Raw genomic sequence first — 23,506 nt, 5'->3', positions numbered from 1 at the left:
TCCTCTTTGGTACTCATTTGCAGTCTGTTTTTACGGATTAGACTGAGCTTTTTTCACGACGTTTTGAAAGGACATCAAAAGCAACCGCCGCTAAAAGCACCAGTCCCTTTACCGCTTTCTGCCAGTTCGAGTCTATACCTAAAATGGACATTCCGTTGTTCAAAACACCCATAAAAATAGCTCCGACAACCGCTCCTCCGACCGTTCCCGTTCCGCCGTATGCCGATGCTCCTCCAATAAAACATGAACCGATTGCATCGAGTTCATAATTCATACCAGCCGTAGGCGCTGCCGAATTAAAGCGGCCGACACAAACCAGAGCGGCAAGGGCTGAAAGAAATCCCATATTTACATATACAAAAAACAACGCTTTATTTGTATCAATGCCCGACAGCTTAGCCGCTCGCTCGTTACCGCCCATTGCATACAAATACCGGCCCGGCACCGTATTTTGAGTAATGTAGGTATAGACAAGAACAACAACGGTTAAAAGAATTAAAATCACCGGTATTCCTTTATGGCGGCCGAGCAGTGTTGCTAAAAACAATACAATTGCAGGAATAAGAATAATGCGTATAAGAAATATTCCGAAGCTTTCAGTTGAATATGCTTTTTGTTTTTTTTGTATACGCTGCACAATTTCCTTTGCAATGAAAATGAGACAGCATAAAATTGCCGTTCCGACTGTTACGGAAAATATCAACCCTTTATCCTTTGTTATCGGAATAAAGCCGGTAAAATAACGTAAATAATTTTCCGGAAACGGTGACAAGGTTAAACCGTTAAGAATAATTAAGGCAACGCCCCTCCATAAAAGCATACCTGCCAATGTTACAATAAATGCCGGGATGCGTATGTATGCAATCCAAAAGCCGTGCCATGCTCCGATTGCCGTACCGGCCAATAAACATAAAATCATCACGACATATATATTCCAATGTAAAAGAATAATTAAATGGGCAGCTAATGCTCCGATAAGTGCGACAATTGAACCGATCGATAAATCGATATTGCCGCCACTGAGGATACAGAGCAGCATTCCGGTTGCTAAAATAACAACATAAGAGTTTTGACTTATAATATTTGAAATATTTGTCGGGGCAAATAAGGAGCCGCTGTCTGCAAAACTGATCAGGGCATGAAATAAAATCATCAATGCAATAAGCGCTATAAACATTGTGTTTTTTTTCAATATACTTTTAATCGAAAGAGTATTAAGCATGATTTGTGTTCTCCTTTTTCGTTTGGACGATACAAGCCATTATTGCTTCTTGTGAAGCTTCTTCCCGCGGAATTTCTCCCACAATTTTACCCTCATTCATAACATAAATCCTGTCGCACATACCTAAAATTTCCGGCAGTTCCGAAGAAATCATCAATATGGATTTTCCTTCTGCGGCCAAGCGGTTTATTATGCAGTAAATTTCATATTTTGCTCCCACATCTATACCGCGCGTGGGTTCATCGAGTATCAGCACTTCGGGTTCGGCAAAAATCCATTTGCCGAGTAAAACCTTTTGTTGGTTCCCTCCCGATAAATTTACTACGGATTGTTCTATTCCCGTACATTTTGTTTTGAGTTGTTCAACACATTCCCGTGCAGCCTCATGTTCTTTATCGATTTGGATAACATTGCGGCGGCTTACTTTCCGTATATTTGCTAAAGTTGTGTTTTTGCAAATGCTTGTATGTAAAATTAAGCCGTTGCCCTTTCTGTCTTCCGTTACGTATGCCACCCCGTGTTTTATTGCATCTTTTACGGTTTTAAGCCGGACTTCCTTCCCGTTTATAAAAATCCGTCCGCGGATATTCGCGCCGTAGGAATGTCCGAATACACTCATTGCAAATTCCGTCCGCCCCGCTCCCATAAGACCGCTTATGCCGACAACTTCACCTTTGCGTAAATTGATATTGATATTTTTACATACTTCCCGTTCCGCATACAGGGGATGTTCAACCGTCCAGTCTTTTACTTCAAACCGAATATCCCCTATACAAGGTGTGCGCGGCGGAAAACGTTCCGACAGATTTCTACCGACCATTGCGTTGATTATTAGATCTTCGCTGCAATCATCCGTTTTTTTATCAAAAGTTTTTATTACAGAGCCGTCTCTGATAACGGTTATTTTGTCCGCAACAAAGGATACCTCATTCAATTTATGTGAGATAATAATTGACGTTATATTTTTCTTTTTAAATTCAAGTAATAAATGTAATAATTTTTGAGAATCCGTTTCATTTAACGAAGCTGTCGGCTCGTCAAGAATGAGAAACGTAATATTTTTTGCCAAAGCTTTTGCAATTTCAACCAATTGCTGTTTGCCTATCCCGATATCTTTAATCAGCGTCCGTGACGATTCATGCAGCCCTACCGTCCGAAGCAGCGCATCGGCTTTTGCAAAGGTTTTTTCCCAATCAATTTTAAATGATTTTCCTTGCTCGTTTCCCAAAAAAATATTTTCAGCAATACTGAGGTGGGGAACAAGAGCCAATTCCTGATGAATAATGGCGATACCTTTACGTTCACTGTCTTTTACCGAATGGAACATACACCGTTCGGATTCATATAGTATATCACCGGTATAGGTACCGTAGGGGTAAATGCCACTTAAAATATTCATCAGTGTTGATTTACCGGCACCATTTTCACCTACGAGAGCATGGATTTCACCCCGGGCAATTTTCAGACTGACGTCATTTAGAGCTTTTATACCTGCAAATGTTTTTGTAACATTTTTTATTTCCAACAGCGTTTCCGTCAAAACAGTCTCCATTTTGTTTTCGTACTTAATCGCAATCTAAAAACAGTGCCGACAGTTTATCGGCACTGTTTAAGACCTCAACACGAATCGGTTTTAGTTTTTCAACTGCGCTTCGGTATAATAGCCGCTTTCAACCAATAACTTTTTATAGTTATCGATTGTTGCAAAAACAGGTTCGCACAAAAATGAAGGAATAACTCCGGTACCGTTGTTATATGTTTTTGTGTCGTTAATCGGAGGTTTTGTTCCTTTTACGAGAGCGTCAATCATCTCCGATACTTTACCTGCCAGTGTTCTGGTATCTTTAAATACCGACATACTCTGACGGCCTTTCAACATATTTTTTACCGAAGTAATATCACAGTCCTGTCCCGTAAGCAGCGGGAAGTTTTCCTTCGTGTATCCGGCCGCAACAAGTGCATTGGTAATCCCCTGCGCAACGGAATCGTTTGATGATAATACCGCGTGCAGTTTTGTGCCTGTCGGACCGTAACCGTAGGCACTGATCAAATTCTCCATTCTTTTTTGTGCTTCTTCAGTTGACCAGTTGGGTGTTGCAACCTGAGCTTTTTCGGTTTGTCCTGAACGGACGACCAAGACGCCTTTTTTGATGTAAGGATTTAGAATATCCATTGCACCCGGGAAAAAGAAGTTCACATTGTTATCGTCTGTGGGGCCGGTAAATAATTCGATGTATACAGGTTCTTTTGCCGTGTCCAATTTAAGCGTGTCGCGCAGGTAAGCTCCCTGAAATTGACCGACCTTGTAGTTGTCGAATGTTGCATAATAGCGTACCGCATCGCTGTTCATAATAAGTCTGTCATAAGCAATAACGGGAACGCCGTTTTCTTTGGCGGTTTTAAGAACTTCCGTGAGCGATGAACCGTCGATTGCTGCTATAACTATTACTTTGCAGTTTTTAGTCAGCATATTTTCAATTTGAGATGCCTGTACGGCTATATCGTTGTTTGCATATTGCAAATCGACTTTGTAGCCCGATTTTTCCAACAACATTTTAATATTGTCGCCGTCCTGAGTCCATCTCTGCAGATCCTTTGTAGGCATGGAAACGCCTATTCTGGGTGCTTCTGACGTTTCTGTTGTGCCCCCCGCAAATAAGGCTCCTATTCCGATCATAAAGACCATAAGAGCTATACCGATTTTCCGTTTCATACATTCCTCCTAATAAAACATCTAATCGAAAATATCAAACCGTGCTCGAGCACGGTTTTAATTATTCTACAATGCTTTCGACATATTGTCAAGGAAATGTATTGATAATTTATACATTTTGTCCCGAATTACCCTATCGTTTTCCATTCTGATCGTACCGTTTCATTGTCCTTCCTTCTCTTTTTTTCGGCAATTTTAGTACTGCACTTTTATTGTATCACTCCACTTCATGCGTCATCGCAAAAGAATGGAGTAATTTTATAAGCTCATTGTGAGAAAGGGGGTCTAAATATGATATAACAGCGGAGGATATCTCGAGCATTATGGATATAAATTATGTATCGGTTTTATGGGGAAAAAAGATAAAGAGAATAGTGAAATCAGCAGTATAAGAGAAACGCAGTAGATGCGTCGTATATTTTCAAAAGGAGGTTGCGTCTTTTAACCATATACTATAGTATAAAACACCTCTGAATTCACAATCGCCCTTTCGGCGACGCACCTGCGCGTATCAGAGATGAGCAAAAATGAATATGATCGATTTTATTTACAGCATTGTTAAAGACCTCAATTTACCTACTACGATTCTGATATCCTTTTCTCTGATATTGATAAGTGGCTTTTTAGTCACTCGATTCACCAAAAGGCTCCAGCTACCGAAAGTGAGCGGCTATATTCTTGCCGGAATACTGATCGGCCCGAGCGGATTACATTTAATTCATCGCCATTTTATTGTCAATTTGGACGTTATCTCGGTTATCGCGCTCAGCTTTATCGCCTTCGATATGGGAAGATATTTTAAACGAAGCGACGGCAGAAAGGAATTCCGGAATGTCGTCTTTATCACGCTCTGCGAATCCCTGTTAGCGGGATGCTTAGTTACCGTCGTTATGCTCTTTGTCTTTAAGATGAGGCTTTCTTTCTCGCTTTTACTCGGCGCGATTGCAACCGCAACAGCCCCTGCCAGCACTATTATGACTATCAAGGAATACAACGGCAAAGGGCCGTTTGTCGATTTGCTGCTGCGTATCACCGCCTTTGATGATGTTGTCTGCCTTTTTGTGTTCAGTATTATGGTTGCCGTCGTCAATGCGCAAGAAAGTGATGTCTTTAATATCATGAGTATTATAACCCCGGTCGGCCTTAATGCGGCCATGCTGATGTTAGGCTTCTTTACCGCCCTGTGTATGGAGTTTCTCATTACGGAAAAGCGGAGTTTCGATAACAGGCTGATTTTAGCTGTCGCGTTTCTTTTTTTGATTTCCGGTATCTGCTCATATTTTGAGGTAAGCCCACTGCTTGCCTGTATGGTGTGTGGCGCCGTGTATTACAACCGAACAAACGATAAAACCCTATTCGACCAAATGAATAATTTTTCTCCCCCGGTGATGAGCAGTTTTTTTATCATCTCCGGTATGAATATGGATCTAAGCATTATCGTAACGGCAGGGATTATCGGCGTTGCATATTTCTTCATCCGCATAATCGGAAAATATATCGGTGCATACACATCATGTAAAATATTATCAATCGATAAGAAGATAACGGAAAATATGGGGTTTGCGCTAATGCCGCAAGCAGGTGTTGCAATCGGACTCGCGTTTATGGGTAAAGCAATGTTGCCGGAAAAGGACGGCCTTATCCTATTTAATATCATTCTAGCATCTTCGGTGTTATATGAATTGATGGGACCGGTGACTGCAAAAATAGCGCTGATACGGTCGGGTGCGATTAAGACTCAGGATATCAAAAATCATTGAAATGATTTCTATTTTACGATATATTACCGTATAATATCATGAAAATTGTTATCCTGTACGAAAAAACTGAAAAGAAAATTTCCGAAGCTGCCGCTCATATTATTGCATCACATCAATGCGATGTCGTACACTATCAAGTCGATACAATATGGGAGAAAGGTGTATGCTCTCCTATCGCACTGCTGCAGGATGCGTCACATATTCTATTTGTGCTCGGTAAAAATACATCAGCGCTAGACCTTGCGTTTATTTTCTTTTTAGGATTCGGCGTCGGAAAAAATCTACCTATTTTAACACTTGGACAGGAAAGCGCCTTGCCTTTGCCGGAAAACTGTAAACAATTTATCATTCCACTTGCGCTTGATATTTTCGAAGATTATTTTATTAAAGAACAACAGAATTTTCTTGCACTAGAACGAAAACAGCTCGCCCGAGAAAAGTTGTTGAATAGCGGCTTTCCTTGTTGTGAGTCTAATTTTGCTGCAGCAGTAGAAGAAGGAAAATACGAGATTGTTCGGCTCTTTTTAGAGGCGGGTTATAATGCTTCGCAGCGCGACACACGCGGTACTCCAGTACTTTCGCTTGCGATTAGAAATTCGCATTATGAAATTGCGTCACTGCTGCTTGACTATGGAGCAGAGATAAACCTCTGTGCCGAAGATCGTTCCTATTCGGCATTAATGGAAGCTGCTCAAATCGGCAATTTAAAAACTGCAGAATTACTGCTTTCAAAGAATGCAGACACAAACATTCAAAGCAAAGACGGACAAACGGCATTAATTCTCGCTGTCGGCAGAAAGGATGCCAAAATGGTAAAATTGCTCATAAAACATCATGCCGATTGGAACATCACCGACCGACTGGGCATGTCCGCGCTTGGTTACGCAAAACTGTTCAACAATAAAGAGATTTTAGAAGCCATGCAGCAGCCTTAGCTGTGTTTCAATTTATCGGCATTAACGTCCTTCAATAGTATCAGCCGTTTATTCGGCTAAAGTATTATGCTAAAGCATTATAAGGTGAATAATTATGAAAGAAAAACTTGAAAGTTTATCGATTCGCTGGAAAGAACTGGAAGAAGAAATACAAGACCCTGCGTTGATTAAAAATCAAAACCACTATAAGGAGGCGATGCGGGAACATGCCTATCTTTCGAAGCTGATGGAAGAATATGCGCAGTACCTTCGATTGGAAAAAGACATTGGGCAAACCCGCACAATGATGCAGGAGGAAACCGACCATGAGCTGAAAGAGATGGCTCGAGAAGAACTGCATAACCTCGAAGCGCAGCTGGAGCAAAGCGAGAACAATCTTAAAGTGTTGCTCATTCCGCCCGATCCGCTCGAAGAAAAAAACATCATTATGGAAATACGCGGTGGTACCGGCGGAGAAGAAGCGGCGCTCTTTGCAGCAGATTTGTTAAAAATGTACACGCACTATGCGGAATTGAAAAACTGGAAATACGAAATCCTTTCCTCTAACGAAACCGAGCTGGGCGGGTTTAAAGAAGTAACGCTGTCCATTTCGGGCAAGTATGTGTACGGAAGCCTCCGCTATGAATCGGGAGTACACCGCGTACAGCGCGTACCGGAAACGGAAGGATCGGGGCGTATTCACACAAGTGCGGTAACCGTCGCGGTTTTACCCGAAGCTGAGGAAACGGAAATCGTTATCAAACAGGAAGACCTGCGCATCGACGTTATGCGCGCAGGCGGTCCCGGCGGTCAGTGCGTCAACACAACCGACTCCGCCGTGCGTATTACCCATATCCCGACAGGGCTTGTCGTTATCTGTCAGGACGAAAAAAGCCAGATTAAAAACAAGGCGAAGGCAATGCGCGTATTGCGGAGCCGCCTCTACGATATGGAAGAAGCGAAGAAGCAGTCCGAGCGGGCGGAAGACCGGAAGAATCAAGTCGGTTCGGGCGACCGTTCGGAACGAATCCGCACCTACAACTATCCGCAAAACCGCGTAACAGACCACCGGATTAACCTGACCCTCTACAAGCTTGATGCGATTATGCAGGGAGACCTCAACGAAATCGTCGAAGCGCTCTGCATCGCCGCCCGCGAGCAAATGATGAAAGCCCAAGCATAACCGGATGTTTACCGTCGCCGATGCCCGCCGCTGCGCCGTCGATTTGTTTATGCAGTCGGCAATACTGAAAACGCAGCCCCGCTCGTCTTTAACGCTCGATGCGGACGTCCTGCTGCAGCACTTCCTCAATAAGCCGCGGGCATGGCTTTTTGCCCATGATGACACCGATATTTCCTCGATACGAAAAGCCTTTTGCGCGGCAGTAGAGCGGCGCTGTACCGGTTTACCCGTTGCCTATATCACCGGCGAAAAAGACTTTTGGGGGCTTCCCTTCCACGTGAGTCCCGATGTGCTGATCCCTAAGCCCGACACCGAACTGCTGGTAGAGCGGAGCCTTGCTATCATAAGAGAAAAAGCGGCGGCTCTCCTACCCGAACAAAATCTGTTCATACTCGACCCCTGCACAGGATCGGGCTGCGTTGCAATTTCCATCTTACATACGCTTGAAGCTGAAAACATACGAAATCTCTGCTGCATTGCCGCCGATATTTCTCCCGCAGCTCTCGCCATAGCCCGCCTCAATGCGGAGCGGCTCCTGTCGGCTGAAACACAAACTCGGCTGCACATCATCGAAGGCGATATGCACGCATTGCCGGAAACCATCGCCCGTTTTGAAGAATCACTATCTTCATCTTCCTTGATCTCCAAGCCTATCCGCTTCGACCTTATCGCTGCCAATCCGCCGTATGTACCCTCTACGCTGACGCAGGAACTACTCAAAGACGGGCGGAATGAACCGGCATTAGCCCTCGACGGCGGCTCCGACGGTCTTGATTTCATACGGATTTTGACAAATAATACCTGTACTGTCCTGAACTGCAACGGTGTCCTTTTAAGCGAGGTAGGAGAATACCATGCCCAAGCCGCAAGCAAGCTCTTTGAAACCGCAGGTTTTTCGGATGTCCGTATCCACCAAGATTTAGCAAGCCAAGACAGACTAATCGAGGGCGTATTTTAACGAAGGGTAATCAAAGCAGCTAAATTGATCAAACCCGCAAAATAATTGAGGTTGTGGTTTCGGTGTTGTTGACAGTAGGTATGTCTCTCATATACTATAAATACAGAGGAAGACATACTATGAGCTATACTGTAAAGGTTGATATGTCAGGCAAAAGTTGAAAACATGCTTTTTCTAACTCACGATTCATTAATTCCTTATTACAACGAACACTGCATAGTACCGGTAAAAAACCGGCATTGCAGACAGCACAAGAAGGAATATCACTTAATCAATTATGCAGTATATAAACTTTCGTAAAAGCCGATAAGAAAAGCAGGGTAATCGCATCGGAAAGGATAATATGTGATATGCCGTTTTTCATAAAATATGCCATAATAGGTACTTTTTAAAACGGGACGTTTTTAGAAGATACCCCAGATTGCTTTAAATGAGGAAGGGATACGATGAAAAAAAATAGGCTATTAAAGCTAATGAATATTTCTCCTATTCAAATGAGAGAAATTGCCGATACGGTCGCGGAGGTTGAAAAAAAGACTACCGGAGAGATTGCCCTTGCGGTTGTATACCAAAGCGATTCATATGCCTTTGTAGAGTTGTTCATTGCATGTTGCGCGGCGTTTCTTTCTTTTTTCATTCTGTTTTTATGTTCCGCTCCTATCTGGAGTCTTTTAGAACGTACCGTTTGGTTTCCATCCCCTGCCCAGCTGACAGCGGTCATCGGAGGTGGTGCAGCTACTGCTGTATTTATTGTTTATTTACTGGTAAATATTCCCGCAATCGACCGGTTGATTATTCCGAATACTTTAAAAAATCGTCGTGTATATGCGCGTGCACTGCAACACTTTGTCGAAAGCGGCGTATATAAAACAGCGGAACATTCCGGCGTTCTCATCTTTGCATCCGTACTGGAACGGAAGTTCTTTGTCATCGCCGATTCGGGAATTGCTGCAAAAGTAGCGCAAACTAAATGGGACGGCATTTGCGAAATTATGACCACAGGATTAAAAGAACACCGCGCAGCCCAAGCCTTTGTTACCGCCGTAAAGGAATGCGGCAGGATTCTACAACAGAACTTTCCTAGCGACGCAGAAAATTCCAATGAGCTACCTGATGGACTTGTTATCTTGGAATGTTAAAATTCTTTTGAAAATATACTGCGCATCTATTGCGTCGCATTGCCAAAGGTATATCTCCTTATACGTTTTTGCCAGCATATTTCGACAACGTCGAAATATCGCTTTTCTGACGGGATATCAATAGTTTCATGTAGAATCTAAAGCTAAGGAAACTGTCCAAAAGCTGAAGCTTTTAGACAGCCCCAATACCATGCCCAAGCCGCAAGCGAGCTCTTTGAAACCGCAGGCTTTTCGGACATCCGTATCCATCAGGACTTAGCAGGCCAAGACAGACTAATCGAAGGCGTATCGGAACAACCGCACTAAGGTTAGTGTAACGGTTGTTCCCTTCTGTGCGAAATTTTGTCAAAAATTTCACACAGTTTATTTTAAACGAAGGGCAATCACAGCAGCCAATATATAGATCAGAATCGCAGAATAATGAGGCTGTGAGACCATTTGAACCGCGAAGAGGTTCAACTCTGGTTGAACAGCCTCATTATTCTGCGGGAAAATCAAAAAAATGGCTGCTGTGATTGCCCTGAGGATGACACGATGATACAAAAAGTTGAAAACTTAAGCAGTCTTGAACATTTTTTTGCGCAGTATCCCTGTTATGCGGAAGCGGAAAACGCGGAAGACGCCGCACGGATTACCGCGGCGTGGAATCTTTTGCTTGCAAACCGTATACCCGATACGGCTGCAGACGCCCCCATTCCGCATGACGCCGCTCATTCGCTACGCATGGCGCACAGTCTTGCCGAGCTTGAAATGGATTCCGAAAGTATCATCTGTGCACTGCTGTACAGCGAAGACGGGAGCTTTACTTTACCGGATGATCAACTGCGCGCACAATTCGGAGATACGGTAGCGGACATCCTGAATGCGGCGGCAAAGTTTTCCGACGTAAAGCTGTACGGCAAAAGCAAAGAACATACCGACACTGTGTGCAAGATGTTCTTTTCCCTCGTAAGCGACTTACGGGTTATGATTGTCCAACTTGCCGACCGGCTCGATAAGATTCGGTATATTTCAGAATATCCTGCGGAGCGGCAGCGCAGTATCGCCGGTGAAATCAGTGAAATCTGGGCGCCGCTTGCCCAACGGATGGGTATTTCCACCGTTCAAAATGAGCTTGAAGATTTAAGCCTCAAATACATCAACCGCGAAGCCTTCGATCAGATAAAAACCGTTGTCGCAGCGAAGAAGAAAGAACGGGAAGCCTTTTTGCAAAGCGCCGAAAAAACCATCTATCAAACGATGGAAAAAGCGGGAATCAAGGTTAAGGTACAAAGCCGCGCCAAACATTTTTGGTCTATCTATCAAAAAATGAAAAAGCGGAACAAGGCGGCGGATGAATTGTACGACCTCCTCGCCGTGCGGATTTTATGCACCACAGTGAACGAATGCTATACCATTCTCGGCCTGATGCATACGGTATGGAAGCCGCTTGAAGGCCGCTTCAAGGACTACATCGCGATGCCGAAGGCGAATGGCTATCAAAGTCTCCACACCACCGTTATCTGCAAAGGCGGGCAAACCTTAGAAATCCAAATCCGCACGCACGAAATGCACGAAATAGCCGAGCGCGGTGTTGCAAGCCACTGGGTGTATAAAAAACACAGCAAGAACAAAACGGCGAACGAGCAGGAATTATCTTTTGTGCAGCAGGTTAAATCGCTCGCGCAACAGCGTTTTAATAATGAAGAATTCCTCGCGGAACTCAAGAGTGATTTATTAAGCGATTCGATTTTTGTGTTTACTCCTAAGGGTGATATTATCGAGTTGCCGGCCGGTGCAACCGCCGTCGATTTTGCATACCGTATCCATTCGTCGATAGGAGAAAAGCTCGTATCCGCGAAAGCAGACGGCGCCATCATCCCGCTTTCTCGCCCGCTCAAAAACACACAAGTGGTAGAGGTTATCACGCACCCGAACGCGCACCCCACGCACAACCAGTACGAAAACGCCCATACGACGCGGGCTCGTCAAAAAATCCGTGCTTGGCTTCAGTTGAACGAAAACCTGCTCCGCAGTGAAAAAGAAGAAAAAGGACAGCGAACGGATCTTACGGAAGATTCGGCAAAAGAAGCGTTGCGTCCGCCCAAAGAAACACCGGAAGAAGCTGAAACGGCAAAACGGGAACTTGAATCAGCTCAAAAGGATCCCAAGAAGAACCCCGCATTGCGGATACGCATCGGCGGTTCTACCAACTTTCCCGTACGTTTTGCAGGGTGCTGTAAACCGACCTCCGATTCTGCCATCTGCGGCTATGTCGCCAACGGTAGAGGAGTTATCATTCATCGGAAAAACTGTATCAACCTCAAAAGGATCCCCGACTTGGAAGCCCGCCTCATCGACGTTGAGTGGGATATAAAGGAAAGCAAACAGAAAAATCTCGAAAAAGCGCAGAAAAAGATTAAGCCGCGTAAGTAATCCGTTCGATATTAAAGATATGAAAAAGAACGGTATTATTACGGTTATTGCGCTTATCGGATTCCTGTTTCCCGTATTTGGGGCGGATTTAGAGCTTGACCAAAGCGATCTTGCGGTTATTCAAGACCCCAAGGGCGCCGGATATCACTTTTATATTCGAAAGAAGCCCGATATCGCTTCCATCTTGATGACAGAGACGACAAAGGATCCTCAAAATCGGCTCGATAACTTTGCATACCGTGATTTCCAATACAACAGCATTAACGGCGATGAAAAACGTATCCTAAACGGCAAAGAGCTGGATACCCGCGGAAAGCGGCTTTACAGCCTGATAGACTCCAGTCCCGAAAAAGACACGCCGCTCGGCGAAGCATTTCATATTTGGGTACCGTACATTATCTGTTACGGCTATGAATGGGACAGACACGGCGAAGTGCAGGTATTGGACGGCACATTTTTTAATATCCGCGCATTTGAGAAGCCGTATGCCGATTATACCGGCTCCTTTAGCGATAACCCCTTCGTCCTCCGTGTAACACAAAAATCGATTAAGGAAGTACATGATCCGGCTTTTAGCGAACCGGCTGCCGCTTCTTTTTCGGAACTTGCCCGTTTGAGCGGCAATAAACTGATCTACTCTGAAAACGTCGACGGTATTATGCCCTCAATTGAAGTAATTCTGACGCCGAAGAAACACAAAAAACTCGATGTGGTGTTTGTCATCGATGCGACCGAAAGTATGAAGGATGATATAAAAAAAGTCAGAGAGCTACTTGCGGCTTCGTTAAAAAAAGTACTTCCCAAATATGATTCATACCGGATAGGGCTTGTCCTTTATAAGGACTACTATGATGATTTTCTGACTAAAACCGCAACCGATTTTACCTCGGATATCGATCGTTTTTCCGCTGCGCTCAGGAGTTTTAGCGTATTCGGCGGCCGCGACATCCCCGAAGCGGTTTACGAAGGCATCGACGCGGGACTCGACCTTGAATGGCGCACCGATGCGGATACCGACCGTAAACTGATCCTTATCGGCGATGCCCCGCCCCATCCCCGCCCTCAAGGTTCAATTACGAAAGAGGGAGTTATCGAAGCGGCAAAAGCAAAGGATGTAAAACTGTTCCCGATTATATTGCCGCATAATAAGACCTACTAGACCTTTTGAAATATACGGCACATCTGCGTTGTCGCATCGTCAAAACTATACATCCGTGTATAGTTTTGACTGTGAGTTTCGGCAAGAGCCGAAACATCACTTCTGGTATAAACCAGCGGCATCCGTGCCGCTACTGAAAATCCTCAACGTATCAAAGATACGCCTGCGGGTGTTTTTTGTACGCTCCTAGCATCTTCAGAACTGCCAAGGATGGCAGTGGGTTTATACAGGAGCGAGATTTGTGTTATGCACAAATCTCGTCGTTAAGCAGTTGTACACGGATGTACAACTGCTTAACAGTCTATTTCAAAAGGCTTACGGAAAGGCTATTCAGTACCGCCATGGACGGCGGTGGTTCTACGCAGCAGCGTGTTTGCGCAGCAAACACGTAGGTAAAAAATGTACAGGACGTACATTTTTTACCGTGCCTGCGGGTGTTTTTTGTACGCTCCTAGCATCTTCAGAACTGCCAAGGATGGCAGTGGGTTTATACAGGAGCGAGATTTGTGTTATGCACAAATCTCGTCGTTAAGCAGTTGTACACGGATGTACAACTGCTTAACAGTCTATTTTCAAAAGGCTTACGGAAACTATGTTGCTACTCCGTTAAAAACGCCGCTTCGTATTCGCCGTTAGTAATAGTGCTGATAGGTAAACTCTCATAGCGGATATCGTATACGTCATTCATATCGCCAAGGTTGGTAACATGATCATATTTTTCATATAAGAAACCAATCCGGTGATCCTGCTGCATCACCATTGTCGAATACCCGCTCTCTCCGGTAAATACTTGATATTTTTTCCACTTGGTAGTGTCTGCCAATGCCGAAAGACCGATGTTCTCTTCTATTACGCGCCAGTAGATGCCTACATCCTTGCGGATGTTCGGCTCACCGCTCTTAGGGTGCGGTTTTGAGGATAAGGGAATAGACTGTAATGCAAGATATACCGGCGCTTTCGTATCAGCTTTACGAACCTTTATAATACATATTTCACCGTTCGTACCCCGTTCCGTTCCGAGCGGCGCAGTTTGAACGCTTTCCCAATGCCCGCTTGCAGTTCCTTCATTTGTATAAGTGAAGATATTAAAAAGACGTCCGTTCTCAGTGCGGCTTGAAAGCAGTACTCTGCCGTCGGGAAGCTCTTCAACCTTGGCTTCATTGCCGGTCGGTATCGGCGACACTGTTGCACCACCGAGAACATGCCATGCTTCACCGAAATCGTCAGAGTACAATACGGCATTTCCGAAGAGGTGCTTTGCCGTATCTGTAATCAAAATTGCTGAATAAATACGATAATAACTACCCTTTTTTATCTTGCGAGACTGCATAATCTTCCCGGAACCGAAAAAGAGCGTTCCCCAATTGTCGTTTAAACCGTAAATGGAAGTCGTAATTTCCTCAGGCGATGTAAATGTTTTACCTCTGTCTAAGGAACGGAGCTTAACAACTTTAAGTCGTGTACTTGCATTTCCTGCTGTATAATCTCCGTAGCGAGTGTCCCCGTGAGCACAAATAATCAGTACATTATCCGACTCTCTATCTGCCACGATAGCGGCATCTCCATAACCGTATTTCACGGGATTATCCGGTGTATTTGTAATTTTTGTACTGCTGTTATCCCACGTCAAGCCGTTATCGGTAGAGCGTTTAACTATTACATCCACACGATGGATATCGGAGTGTTGATTCCACTCCCCATTAGGCCCGAACCTGCCTATATCGGCAGTATGATTGTACCGTAAATCCGTAACGGCAATCAGCGTCCCGTCTTTTGTCTGTGCCAATGCCGGAATTCGAAAATAGTTTGTCGCTCCTTCAGTTTTCTTACTTTCCCATAACTCCTTTTCTAAAAAAGTTTTAGGAGTCCATTTTGCGTACAGCGTCATATTCCCCATAGCGATATCGGAGGCCGTATTCCATTGAGCATTGCAATTTTTATCTTTATACCAGCCGGAAAAATTCCATGTCGGATGCGTAGGATTCGGTATATCAGTTGCAGAAATAGTATGATTTTTAATAACAGTTACCGGAGCCGGTGGGGTGGTAAGTCCACGCGTATCAAAGGTTACACTATATATTCTCGGAGAGTGAGGACACCCGCTAATTATAAACACACCGGCAAGAATAAAAACAAGGGAAAAAAATCTTTTCACACGCGGCTCCTTTAAAATCGATCTTTTTAACACTATCAATATGATTAAAAGTAAAATGCAGCCTACATACAAGGAATAAGATTATAAGAAGTTACAGAATTACTTTATCTTGCATAGAATGAAAAATATGCGTACACTTTCGTTATTATGGAGAGCTTACCAACCGAAGTGCTGCAGCGAGTTGCTGCATTTAAACAACAAATGGCCGTATCCGTCATTGGGCAGGAGCAGCTGATTGATGACATTCTCGTCGCTTATATTGCAGGCGGACACGTGTTATTGGAGGGGGCGCCCGGTCTTGCCAAAACTTTAACGGTACGGACTTTTGCGGAACTTTCTCAATTAAGTTTCAAACGCATCCAGTTCACGCCCGACTTGCTGCCTGCCGATCTTACCGGAACGCTCATCTTTGATTCTACCGCGCATCGCTTTGCGGTACGAAAGGGGCCGCTTTTTGCGCACGTAGTGCTGGCTGACGAAATAAACCGCGCTCCCGCAAAGGTTCAATCCGCATTGCTCGAAGCGATGGCGGAAGGACAGGTTACCATCGGCGAAACGAGCTATCCGCTCCCCACACCGTTTTTCGTACTTGCAACCCAGAATCCGATTGAACAGGAAGGCACCTACCCCCTTCCCGAAGCGGAGCTCGACCGCTTCCTGTTTAAACTTTTTGTCCCCTACCCTAAACCGGCCGATGAACTCGTCATCATGCTGAAAAGCGAGAACATCACCGCTTCGGTAAAAAAAACGCAAGCATCCGAAACCGAATCGATTCTTTCCGTCGATATGCTCCATACCATCCGCAAAAGCGCCGAAGCCGTCCGCTGTACCGAAGGTTTACACGAATATATTATCTCGCTGGTTACGGCGACCCGTCCCATTATCGAAAAACGCGAAGAACTGCCCCGCGGCAGTTATCTTAGCTATATCACCGTCGGAGCCTCTCCCCGCGCGAGCATCGCCCTCTACCGGTGCTCAAAGATACGGGCATTTTTAAACGGACGCGACTACGTTCTTCCCGAAGACATAAAAGCCCTTGCCTACCCTATTCTGCGCCACCGCTTAAAACTTTCGTATGAAGCGAGCGCGGAAAATATCAGTGCAGATGAAATTATCGCCGAGCTGCTCGAACTTATTCCGCAGCCGTAACATATTGGAGGAACTATGAATAAAGAACTTGACGCCGTAGCGCTTTCGATACGGAGCCTTTCAATCGATGCAATCGAAAAAGCTAATTCCGGCCATCCCGGGCTTCCGCTCGGAGCCGCCGAACTCGCAGCGGTGCTGTACGCAAAAATTTTACGGCATAATCCGAAAAATCCCCAATGGGTAGACCGCGACCGGTTCATCTTGTCGGCGGGGCACGGGTCTATGCTCCTGTATGCCGCGCTGCATCTTGCCGGTTACGATCTTTCGCTTGACGATATCCGCTCGTTCCGGCAGATCGGTTCCCGTTGCGCCGGACATCCCGAATACGGCCTCACCCCCGGCGTCGAAGCCACCACCGGGCCGCTCGGTCAGGGCATTTCTACCGCAGTCGGGATGGCGATTGCCGAAGCGATGCTGGCAGCGCGGTTCAACACCGAAGAGTATCGCATTGTCGATCACTATACCTACGCGCTGGTGGGAGAAGGTTGTTTAATGGAAGGCGTTTCTTCCGAAGCATCGAGCCTTGCCGGTACGCTGAAACTCGGTAAGCTCATTGTATACTATGATAAAAACAATATTACGATAGACGGCTCCACCGATATCGCCTTTACCGAAGATGTTACAAAGCGGTACGAGGCTTACGGTTGGCAGGTGCTGCACGGTTCGATGTATTCCTACAGCGATATAGAAAAGCTCACTGCGGAGGCAAAAAAAGATCCTCGCCCCTCGCTTATCATACTCGATTCGGTGATCGGAAAGGGAGCACCCGCCGTTGAGGGAACCGCCGCCGCACACGGAGCGCCGCTCGGTCAAGAGAAGCTGGCGCAGGCAAAGAAGACGTTGGGGCTTGATCCTGCAAAGCAGTTCTTTGTTGCCCCCGAAGCCTACCGTTATTTTGAAGAGCGGCAAAAGGAGTTTGCTCAAGCGGAAGCGGACTGGAATAGCCGCTTTGCCGCATGGAGCGCCGCCTATCCCGAACAGCGCAAAGAATGGGATCGCAGCTTTGTACAAGGCGGCATCGATCAAGCCGTACTCGACGGTGTTACCGATCCTGTCTTTAAAAAAGATGAAATGATTGCGACGCGGGCGGCTTCTAAAACCGCACTGAACGCTTTTGCAAAGGCATTCCCGAATCTCGTCGGCGGTTCGGCGGACTTGCAGGGGCCGAATGCGGTTGCCTTGCAGGATGCCCAATCCTTTACCGCAGCAACGCCGCAGGGACGATACATCCACTTCGGTATCAGAGAATTCGCGATGGCAACGATTACCAACGGTATTCAGCTGCACGGCGGCTTCCGCGCCTTCTGCGCAACCTTTGCCGTGTTCTCCGACTATCTGCGTCCGGCGCTCCGGCTCGCGGCTCTGATGCGCATCCCTTCTATTTTTGTATTGACCCACGACTCCATCTTTGTCGGCGAAGACGGCCCGACCCATCAACCGGTGGAAACACTCGCAAGCCTCCGCGCCATTCCTAATCTGTTGGTACTCCGCCCTGCCGATGCGGAAGAAACCGCCGTCGCATGGAGAATTGCGCTTGAGCAGAAAGACCGGCCGGTCTGTTTAATACTGAGCCGCCAGAATTTGCCCATACAGGAAAAAGCCGAACCTCAGTGGAAAGCTCTGATGAGAGCCGCCGGCAGCTATATCGTAAAAGACACGATCGGTACGCCCGATGTAACGATACTTGCAACCGGTTCCGAGGTTAGCCTCGCCTGCGAAGCTGCTCAGCTTGCAGCCCCGAAAAAAGTACGGGTGGTTTCCGTTCCGTCAAAAGAACTTCTGGAAGCGCAAACATCTTCATATAAAGAGCAGTTGGTGGGAAGCAGCACCACCCGTGTAATGGTTGCAGAAGCCGGAGTTAAACAGGGCTGGGCAGGTTGGGTACAGTCACCGGAAAAAGATATTTTCTCGATAGAACGTTTCGGCGAATCGGGACCCGCAAAAAAAGTTGCAGAGCATCTCGGATTTACCGCCCAAGCGCTTGCTGCCCGTATCAAAGAATAGAAACAAAGGATTACCAAGGCTGCTCACTCTATGCAGCCTCGGTAAATTTAAAAGGAGAGAGACAATGAAACATATAAAAAGACTTACAGCGTTTTTAATCTTGAGTATATGCTTTGCCCCCGTGTTTTCCCAAACCATTCAGAACGGGGTACTCGATCTCCGCGGGAATAACTTCAACAGCGCTAAAACTATTGCGATAAGCGGTAAGATGGGATTCTATAATCGTCAGCTACTTTCTTCACCGGAAGATGTGCGTAACCCTGCAGTATTTATCGAATGTCCTAAAGAATGGAGCGCAACCGTTTTATCCGACGGAACAAAGATGTCCGCTTTCGGATACGGTACCTATACGCTGCAGATTTTATTACCGGAACGACACCCAGAATTGGCAATACAAATTCCTTCTCCGGTTTCAGCATGGAGTCTCTATGTGAATGGAGAATTACAAGACCATTCAGGACGAGTTGGAGCTTCACGAGAAGCATCGATCCGCGGCGAAGCAGATATTCTCTATTATATTCCAAAAGACATCACTGAAGTATTCCTTGCCATTCAAGTTTCAAACTTTTTTCATTCGCGCGGCGGTATTTACCAAACCATTAGATTTTCGACAAAGGCAAAAGCCGACAGCGCCAATTTTGCATTTCTCTTTATTGAGATTTTTGTTTTCGGTTTTGGTGCAGCAATTATTCTGTATCACCTTGCGCTCTATCTATTTCAACCGGATAATAAAAGTATCCTATGGTTCGTATTCTTCAGCATCCTTGTTGTTCTCCGCAACATGGTAAAGGGTCCGGTCTTTAGAATCCTTTTTTCTTCTTTACCGTGGAGTATTGATACTAAAATCGACTACCTTACCTTTGCCCTGCTCGGTTTTTCCGTAGTCGGTTATTTTGCTACGCTCTATCCTAAAGATACTCATAAAATTATTAACCGTATCATTATGATCGAAGCGTTGACATACACCGCCTTTATTTGTGTAACACCGTCTTATATATACGGAAAACTCATACAAGTTCACCAATTCGTGATTGTCATGATTATCGTGTATGTCATTTATTTGATCATCAAGCTGCTTATGCGTAAACGGGAAGGGGCGATATTTATTATCGTCGGTATCGTTGCGTTAATATTATTTACTGTCAATGATTTACTTTATAGTATGCTGATTATTTCTACAGGCAACCTTCTGCCTTTCGGTTTTTCCGCATTTTTATTAGCGCAGGCATTCGGTTTTGCATGGAAAACACATATTTACAATCGTCAAAGCGAGGAGATAAAAATACAACTGTCGGATTCGGATAAACAGAAAACACTTTTATTTAATGAAATAAGACACACCAGCGATAAACTACAACAACAAGAAACGGTTCTGTCACAAAACATGGACGGAGCAGAACAGGCAATGCAGGCATTATCGGTTCAAGTGCAAACCTTAAAATCTGAAATGTCCGAACAAAGCAATCAGCTCCGCAGTACGCAAAATGCAACCGACAGCTTTAACGCTTTCTTGAATACGATGCGCCAAGGAATTGAACGGCAATCCGATGCGGCGGAAGAAACGGTAACACAAATTAAACAGTTGAATAATGCTACTAACGGACTAACGGAAAAGTTCAACGAAATAAATCATAACTTTTCTTACATCCGTGAAGCAAGTGATGCCGGTAAACATCATTTAATAACGGTTACGGATATTATCAATGCGATTTACGAAAGTTCGGAAAGCCTGCTGGAAACAAACCAAATTATTACCGCTATCGCAGAGCAAACGAATTTATTGGCTATGAATGCGGCAATAGAATCTGCCCATGCCGGAGAAGCGGGAAAAGGATTTGCCGTCGTTGCCGATGAGATACGAAAACTTGCAGAAAACTCTGCGTATGAAGCTGATAATACCGGTAAGATTTTAAAGCATATCAATAAAAGCATTAAAGACTCTGCAGAAGCTTCGGATGTGTTGCGAAAAAGCTTTGACAATATCAATACACAGGTCAATAACTTCCAGACGATATTAGGAGATATTTCATCATTTTTAAAAGACGTCGATATACAGGCAGAAAAAATGAACAGCGCTATGCAATCGCTGGCTGATCAATCCGTTGATGTTCAAGAGGAACAAACCGAGGTATCTGAACTAAGAAACAAAATCAATGAAAGTTTTACCAGCTTATTGCAAGCAACCGAAAAAGTACATACGGAAATAGCGGCTATGTTCACAAATATCAAAAGTTTAAATGATGCAGTTGAGACAACACGCGGAGTAGAAGCCGAAACGAGCGAATCAATCGGTACGCTCAATGCACTGATTACACACACTGATCATCTGCAAAATATAAAAACCAATGAATAAATAGCTGAAACGAATCAACAACCCCGACGCAAGCGTCGGGGCACAGTGCTCAACGTTTCGCACTGTGTGTTCTATAAGGTGGTTGCAGTCGGCTTTAATACCCTTTCTCCCAAAAGCCGTACCGGACTTCATCATTTTACCCAGCGAGTTGCACCCGTTCTTAACAGTCGGAATTCACGTTTAATTAAAATGAGGATCGGAATTGCCGTTACCAGTTCGATAAACAACGTACCATAGTACACACCGCGGACGCCGGTGAAACGAGGCAAAAGCAGCATAACGGGAACATACAGTACGACCTGCTGCATAAGAGCAATTACAGAGCTACTAAGGCCTTTGTTGATTGCGGGGAAAAAACTCAGTGTTAAAAAAGTAAGCGGCATCACAGGCAGCAGTGCCATAAAGATCCTAATTTGTATGCTATTCTCTGTAGTAATCAGGGCACGGTTCATCATAACACCGGCAGCTACTTCGGGCATGGTAAGTGCAAAAATCCAAAAGGGAAGTACGAGAATAAAAGCAGCCATTAAAAAACATTTAAATACTGCAATAACCCGCTCAGATCGTCCTGCTCCGAAATTAATACCGATGATAGGAGGCATCGCAATCATGAGTCCTGCAAGAGGTTGTATGACAAAACTGAACAGGCGGGTAACTACACCGTAAAAACCAATATCGTGAGCAGAGCCATAGCGGGCAATAACGTTCAATACCAACATACTTTGCAGCACCATCATAATTTGCATAATAAAAGAAGATAACCCCATTCGAATAATCGTACTGACAATATCTTTGTCCAACCTGATTGCGCATGCTCGCTGCAACAAAGAAACAGATATCCTGTCGCCCGCGGAATCCGCATCTCGCTGCACCAATGGGGAATGAATAACATACAGCATACAGATCAACGCCTGCACGATCATACCGATGTTCGTACCGATTGCAGCCCCCTTAATGCCCTGCTTAAGCAAAACCATCAACACATAGTTTGAAAGTCCATTTACCGCCAAACCTATCGCCATAATGACGGCAGCGGTTTTCATTTTGCCTTCAGCGCGAATCAGCGTATTGAGCGCAACAGCATATATCCAAGGAAGTGCACCCCATAAAAGGGTTCGGTAATACACATCACCGAGCACAAGTTCATTTCCCCTGCCGCCCATCGCAAAAAGCAGCGGCTGAGAAAAACGAAATCCCAACAGCATTACCGCTGCCGAAGCGATAAGCACCAGCGCATTCGCATTCCCTAATAACCGCCGCCGAATATCGGTATCTTCCGCGCCGATCGCAATACTTAATAGGGAACCCGCTCCCGTTCCGATCAGGAGCCCGAAGCCGGTAAGCGCAATTACCGGTGGCAGCGCAATGGAAATACCTGCAAGCGAGCCTTCTTCAGCAAAGCGCCCGACAAATATTCCGTCAAGCACATTGTTCGCTCCAAGCAGGAACATGGCAATAACCGCCGGCCATGAAAAATCTATTAAAATCTTCCAGAGATTATCGTTTAAAATCTGTGCCCGTTGTTTTTCCGTTTCCATGTTTACTCCTGCGTACCGGTTGTCTGGGGCAAATACCTGCTTGCCATTTGCAGCTGATAGTTAATGACCAGTTTACAATACAAAATTGAAGAAATATACGCATTGAAGGTTAAAACGATAACACGCACTAATGACGGCGAAGACTGCGGATTGTCCATAAGAGTAAAACCGGCATAAAAAGCCGTTGCATACAGTATAAAGAAAAACGGCAGGACAACAAAAAAATTTTTTTTGAAAATAGCTTTACTTTCGGCGATAATATGCTTCATCTTCATACTTTCTTTTTTATACACCAAGATGGTCGGTACAAACACCAATCGGCTGAACCAGTATAAAAGAAGAATAAAAACCAACCCTTTACCTATCCAATCCATAACGGAGAAGAATGCAGATCCGTACGACTGCGGCGAATAGAATATCAGCATAACGAGGATAACCGGTACTGCAATAATAATCAACTGAATAAAATAAATAACATAGAGGTGTAAAATTACGGCGAAAATCGAATTAAAAACGACATTCCCTATCTGTTGTTTTATATATGCGCGTTGAAAATAGACAATAGCGGCTGTTTGCAAAACAGCTACGGCAAGAATGAAAAGAGTTATAAGAGAGTTTACAGCCTGATTTGAACTGTTAAACAGAGACAGCGCATTTGAAACAACTGCCAAACCTATATAGGCAAGAGTATAGTTGATAAACGGCTTTCCCAGAAGTCTCATATCGGATACGATCGATCGGATAAGGCTTATGAATTGTTTCATACCGGTTTTCCTTCTATTGTATTCTTGGGCACCTCTAAAACCTGAAGTTTTTAGAAGTTCCCACTTAACGGTTTTGCTAT

The 23,506-nt window shown here is 44.9% G+C and carries 16 protein-coding genes; 10 read left to right on the top strand and 6 right to left on the bottom strand.

From position 1 onward, the window contains the following. Nucleotides 1–37: 37 nt before the first annotated feature. From mmsB to chvE, 3 genes are all read right to left on the bottom strand, one after another. Nucleotides 38–1,222, bottom strand: coding sequence for a multiple monosaccharide ABC transporter permease (gene mmsB / locus ABH09_RS05895; protein WP_253715591.1), 1,185 nt, complete (start codon nt 1,220–1,222; stop codon nt 38–40). Then, nucleotides 1,215–2,774 (bottom strand): multiple monosaccharide ABC transporter ATP-binding protein, encoded by a 1,560-nt coding sequence (mmsA, locus tag ABH09_RS05890; protein ID WP_305880073.1) that lies wholly within the window; start codon nt 2,772–2,774, stop codon nt 1,215–1,217. Before mmsA ends, mmsB begins: the two co-directional genes overlap by 8 nt. An 81-nt stretch (nt 2,775–2,855) precedes the next feature. Next, a complete protein-coding gene (chvE, locus tag ABH09_RS05885) occupies nt 2,856–3,935 on the bottom strand; it encodes a multiple monosaccharide ABC transporter substrate-binding protein (protein ID WP_253715590.1) in 1,080 nt (359 codons plus the stop codon). A gap of 527 nt (nt 3,936–4,462) precedes the next feature. On the opposite strand from chvE, the gene ABH09_RS05880 reads away from it, so the two are divergent. From ABH09_RS05880 to ABH09_RS05850, 7 genes are all read left to right on the top strand, one after another. Further along, the gene (locus ABH09_RS05880; RefSeq protein ID WP_253715589.1) at nt 4,463–5,695 is read left to right on the top strand and encodes a cation:proton antiporter; all 1,233 of its coding nucleotides are present in this window, start codon (nt 4,463–4,465) and stop codon (nt 5,693–5,695) included. Between the two features lie 38 nt (nt 5,696–5,733). Continuing rightward, entirely contained in the window at nt 5,734–6,630 is an 897-nt protein-coding gene (locus ABH09_RS05875) for an ankyrin repeat domain-containing protein (RefSeq protein ID WP_253715588.1), read from the top strand. Between the two features lie 94 nt (nt 6,631–6,724). Beyond that, nucleotides 6,725–7,792: a peptide chain release factor 1 gene (gene prfA, locus ABH09_RS05870; RefSeq protein ID WP_253715587.1), complete on the top strand. Its 1,068-nt coding sequence runs from the start codon at nt 6,725–6,727 to the stop codon at nt 7,790–7,792. A gap of 4 nt (nt 7,793–7,796) precedes the next feature. Next, complete coding sequence (gene prmC, locus ABH09_RS05865) at nt 7,797–8,750, top strand: peptide chain release factor N(5)-glutamine methyltransferase (RefSeq protein WP_253715585.1); 954 nt, start codon at nt 7,797–7,799, stop codon at nt 8,748–8,750. A gap of 446 nt (nt 8,751–9,196) precedes the next feature. Next, on the top strand, nt 9,197–9,889 hold the full coding sequence (locus ABH09_RS05860; protein WP_162663428.1) for a TPM domain-containing protein: 693 nt from the start codon (nt 9,197–9,199) through the stop codon (nt 9,887–9,889). A gap of 534 nt (nt 9,890–10,423) precedes the next feature. Beyond that, nucleotides 10,424–12,304: a RelA/SpoT family protein gene (locus ABH09_RS05855; protein WP_253715584.1), complete on the top strand. Its 1,881-nt coding sequence runs from the start codon at nt 10,424–10,426 to the stop codon at nt 12,302–12,304. A 19-nt stretch (nt 12,305–12,323) separates the two neighbouring features. Next, a complete protein-coding gene (locus tag ABH09_RS05850) occupies nt 12,324–13,463 on the top strand; it encodes a vWA domain-containing protein (protein WP_162663426.1) in 1,140 nt (379 codons plus the stop codon). 598 nt (nt 13,464–14,061) lie between these two features. On the opposite strand, the gene ABH09_RS05845 is transcribed toward ABH09_RS05850, so the two are convergent. Continuing rightward, the gene (locus ABH09_RS05845) at nt 14,062–15,618 is read right to left on the bottom strand and encodes an InlB B-repeat-containing protein (RefSeq protein ID WP_253715582.1); all 1,557 of its coding nucleotides are present in this window, start codon (nt 15,616–15,618) and stop codon (nt 14,062–14,064) included. 147 nt (nt 15,619–15,765) lie between these two features. On the opposite strand from ABH09_RS05845, the gene ABH09_RS05840 reads away from it, so the two are divergent. From ABH09_RS05840 to ABH09_RS05830, 3 genes are all read left to right on the top strand, one after another. Then, complete coding sequence (locus tag ABH09_RS05840) at nt 15,766–16,767, top strand: AAA family ATPase (RefSeq protein WP_253715581.1); 1,002 nt, start codon at nt 15,766–15,768, stop codon at nt 16,765–16,767. Between the two features lie 15 nt (nt 16,768–16,782). Next, the gene (gene tkt, locus ABH09_RS05835; protein ID WP_253715579.1) at nt 16,783–18,771 is read left to right on the top strand and encodes a transketolase; all 1,989 of its coding nucleotides are present in this window, start codon (nt 16,783–16,785) and stop codon (nt 18,769–18,771) included. A gap of 64 nt (nt 18,772–18,835) precedes the next feature. Next, nucleotides 18,836–21,124: a methyl-accepting chemotaxis protein gene (locus ABH09_RS05830; RefSeq protein ID WP_253715578.1), complete on the top strand. Its 2,289-nt coding sequence runs from the start codon at nt 18,836–18,838 to the stop codon at nt 21,122–21,124. 131 nt (nt 21,125–21,255) lie between these two features. Here ABH09_RS05830 and ABH09_RS05825 read toward each other — a convergent pair whose 3' ends face one another. After that, the gene (locus ABH09_RS05825; RefSeq protein WP_253715576.1) at nt 21,256–22,662 is read right to left on the bottom strand and encodes an MATE family efflux transporter; all 1,407 of its coding nucleotides are present in this window, start codon (nt 22,660–22,662) and stop codon (nt 21,256–21,258) included. A gap of 2 nt (nt 22,663–22,664) precedes the next feature. Continuing rightward, nucleotides 22,665–23,426 (bottom strand): hypothetical protein, encoded by a 762-nt coding sequence (locus ABH09_RS05820; protein ID WP_253715574.1) that lies wholly within the window; start codon nt 23,424–23,426, stop codon nt 22,665–22,667. Nucleotides 23,427–23,506: the final 80 nt, after the last annotated feature.

This window comes from Treponema sp. OMZ 803 (assembly GCF_024181165.1).
Lineage (GTDB): Bacteria > Spirochaetota > Spirochaetia > Treponematales > Treponemataceae > Treponema.
This window is presented reverse-complemented; position numbering and strand designations above follow the sequence as displayed.

Coding starts and splice junctions, on each gene's coding strand:
- ABH09_RS05855 (WP_253715584.1), top strand. CDS start 10,424: ATGATACAAAAAGTTGAAAACTTAAGCAGTCTTGAACATTTTTTTGCG.
- ABH09_RS05840 (WP_253715581.1), top strand. CDS start 15,766: ATGGAGAGCTTACCAACCGAAGTGCTGCAGCGAGTTGCTGCATTTAAA.
- chvE (WP_253715590.1), bottom strand. CDS start 3,935: ATGAAACGGAAAATCGGTATAGCTCTTATGGTCTTTATGATCGGAATA.
- ABH09_RS05830 (WP_253715578.1), top strand. CDS start 18,836: ATGAAACATATAAAAAGACTTACAGCGTTTTTAATCTTGAGTATATGC.
- mmsA (WP_305880073.1), bottom strand. CDS start 2,774: ATGGAGACTGTTTTGACGGAAACGCTGTTGGAAATAAAAAATGTTACA.
- ABH09_RS05880 (WP_253715589.1), top strand. CDS start 4,463: ATGAATATGATCGATTTTATTTACAGCATTGTTAAAGACCTCAATTTA.
- ABH09_RS05820 (WP_253715574.1), bottom strand. CDS start 23,426: ATGAAACAATTCATAAGCCTTATCCGATCGATCGTATCCGATATGAGA.
- mmsB (WP_253715591.1), bottom strand. CDS start 1,222: ATGCTTAATACTCTTTCGATTAAAAGTATATTGAAAAAAAACACAATG.
- prmC (WP_253715585.1), top strand. CDS start 7,797: ATGTTTACCGTCGCCGATGCCCGCCGCTGCGCCGTCGATTTGTTTATG.
- prfA (WP_253715587.1), top strand. CDS start 6,725: ATGAAAGAAAAACTTGAAAGTTTATCGATTCGCTGGAAAGAACTGGAA.
- tkt (WP_253715579.1), top strand. CDS start 16,783: ATGAATAAAGAACTTGACGCCGTAGCGCTTTCGATACGGAGCCTTTCA.
- ABH09_RS05860 (WP_162663428.1), top strand. CDS start 9,197: ATGAAAAAAAATAGGCTATTAAAGCTAATGAATATTTCTCCTATTCAA.
- ABH09_RS05875 (WP_253715588.1), top strand. CDS start 5,734: ATGAAAATTGTTATCCTGTACGAAAAAACTGAAAAGAAAATTTCCGAA.
- ABH09_RS05850 (WP_162663426.1), top strand. CDS start 12,324: ATGAAAAAGAACGGTATTATTACGGTTATTGCGCTTATCGGATTCCTG.
- ABH09_RS05825 (WP_253715576.1), bottom strand. CDS start 22,662: ATGGAAACGGAAAAACAACGGGCACAGATTTTAAACGATAATCTCTGG.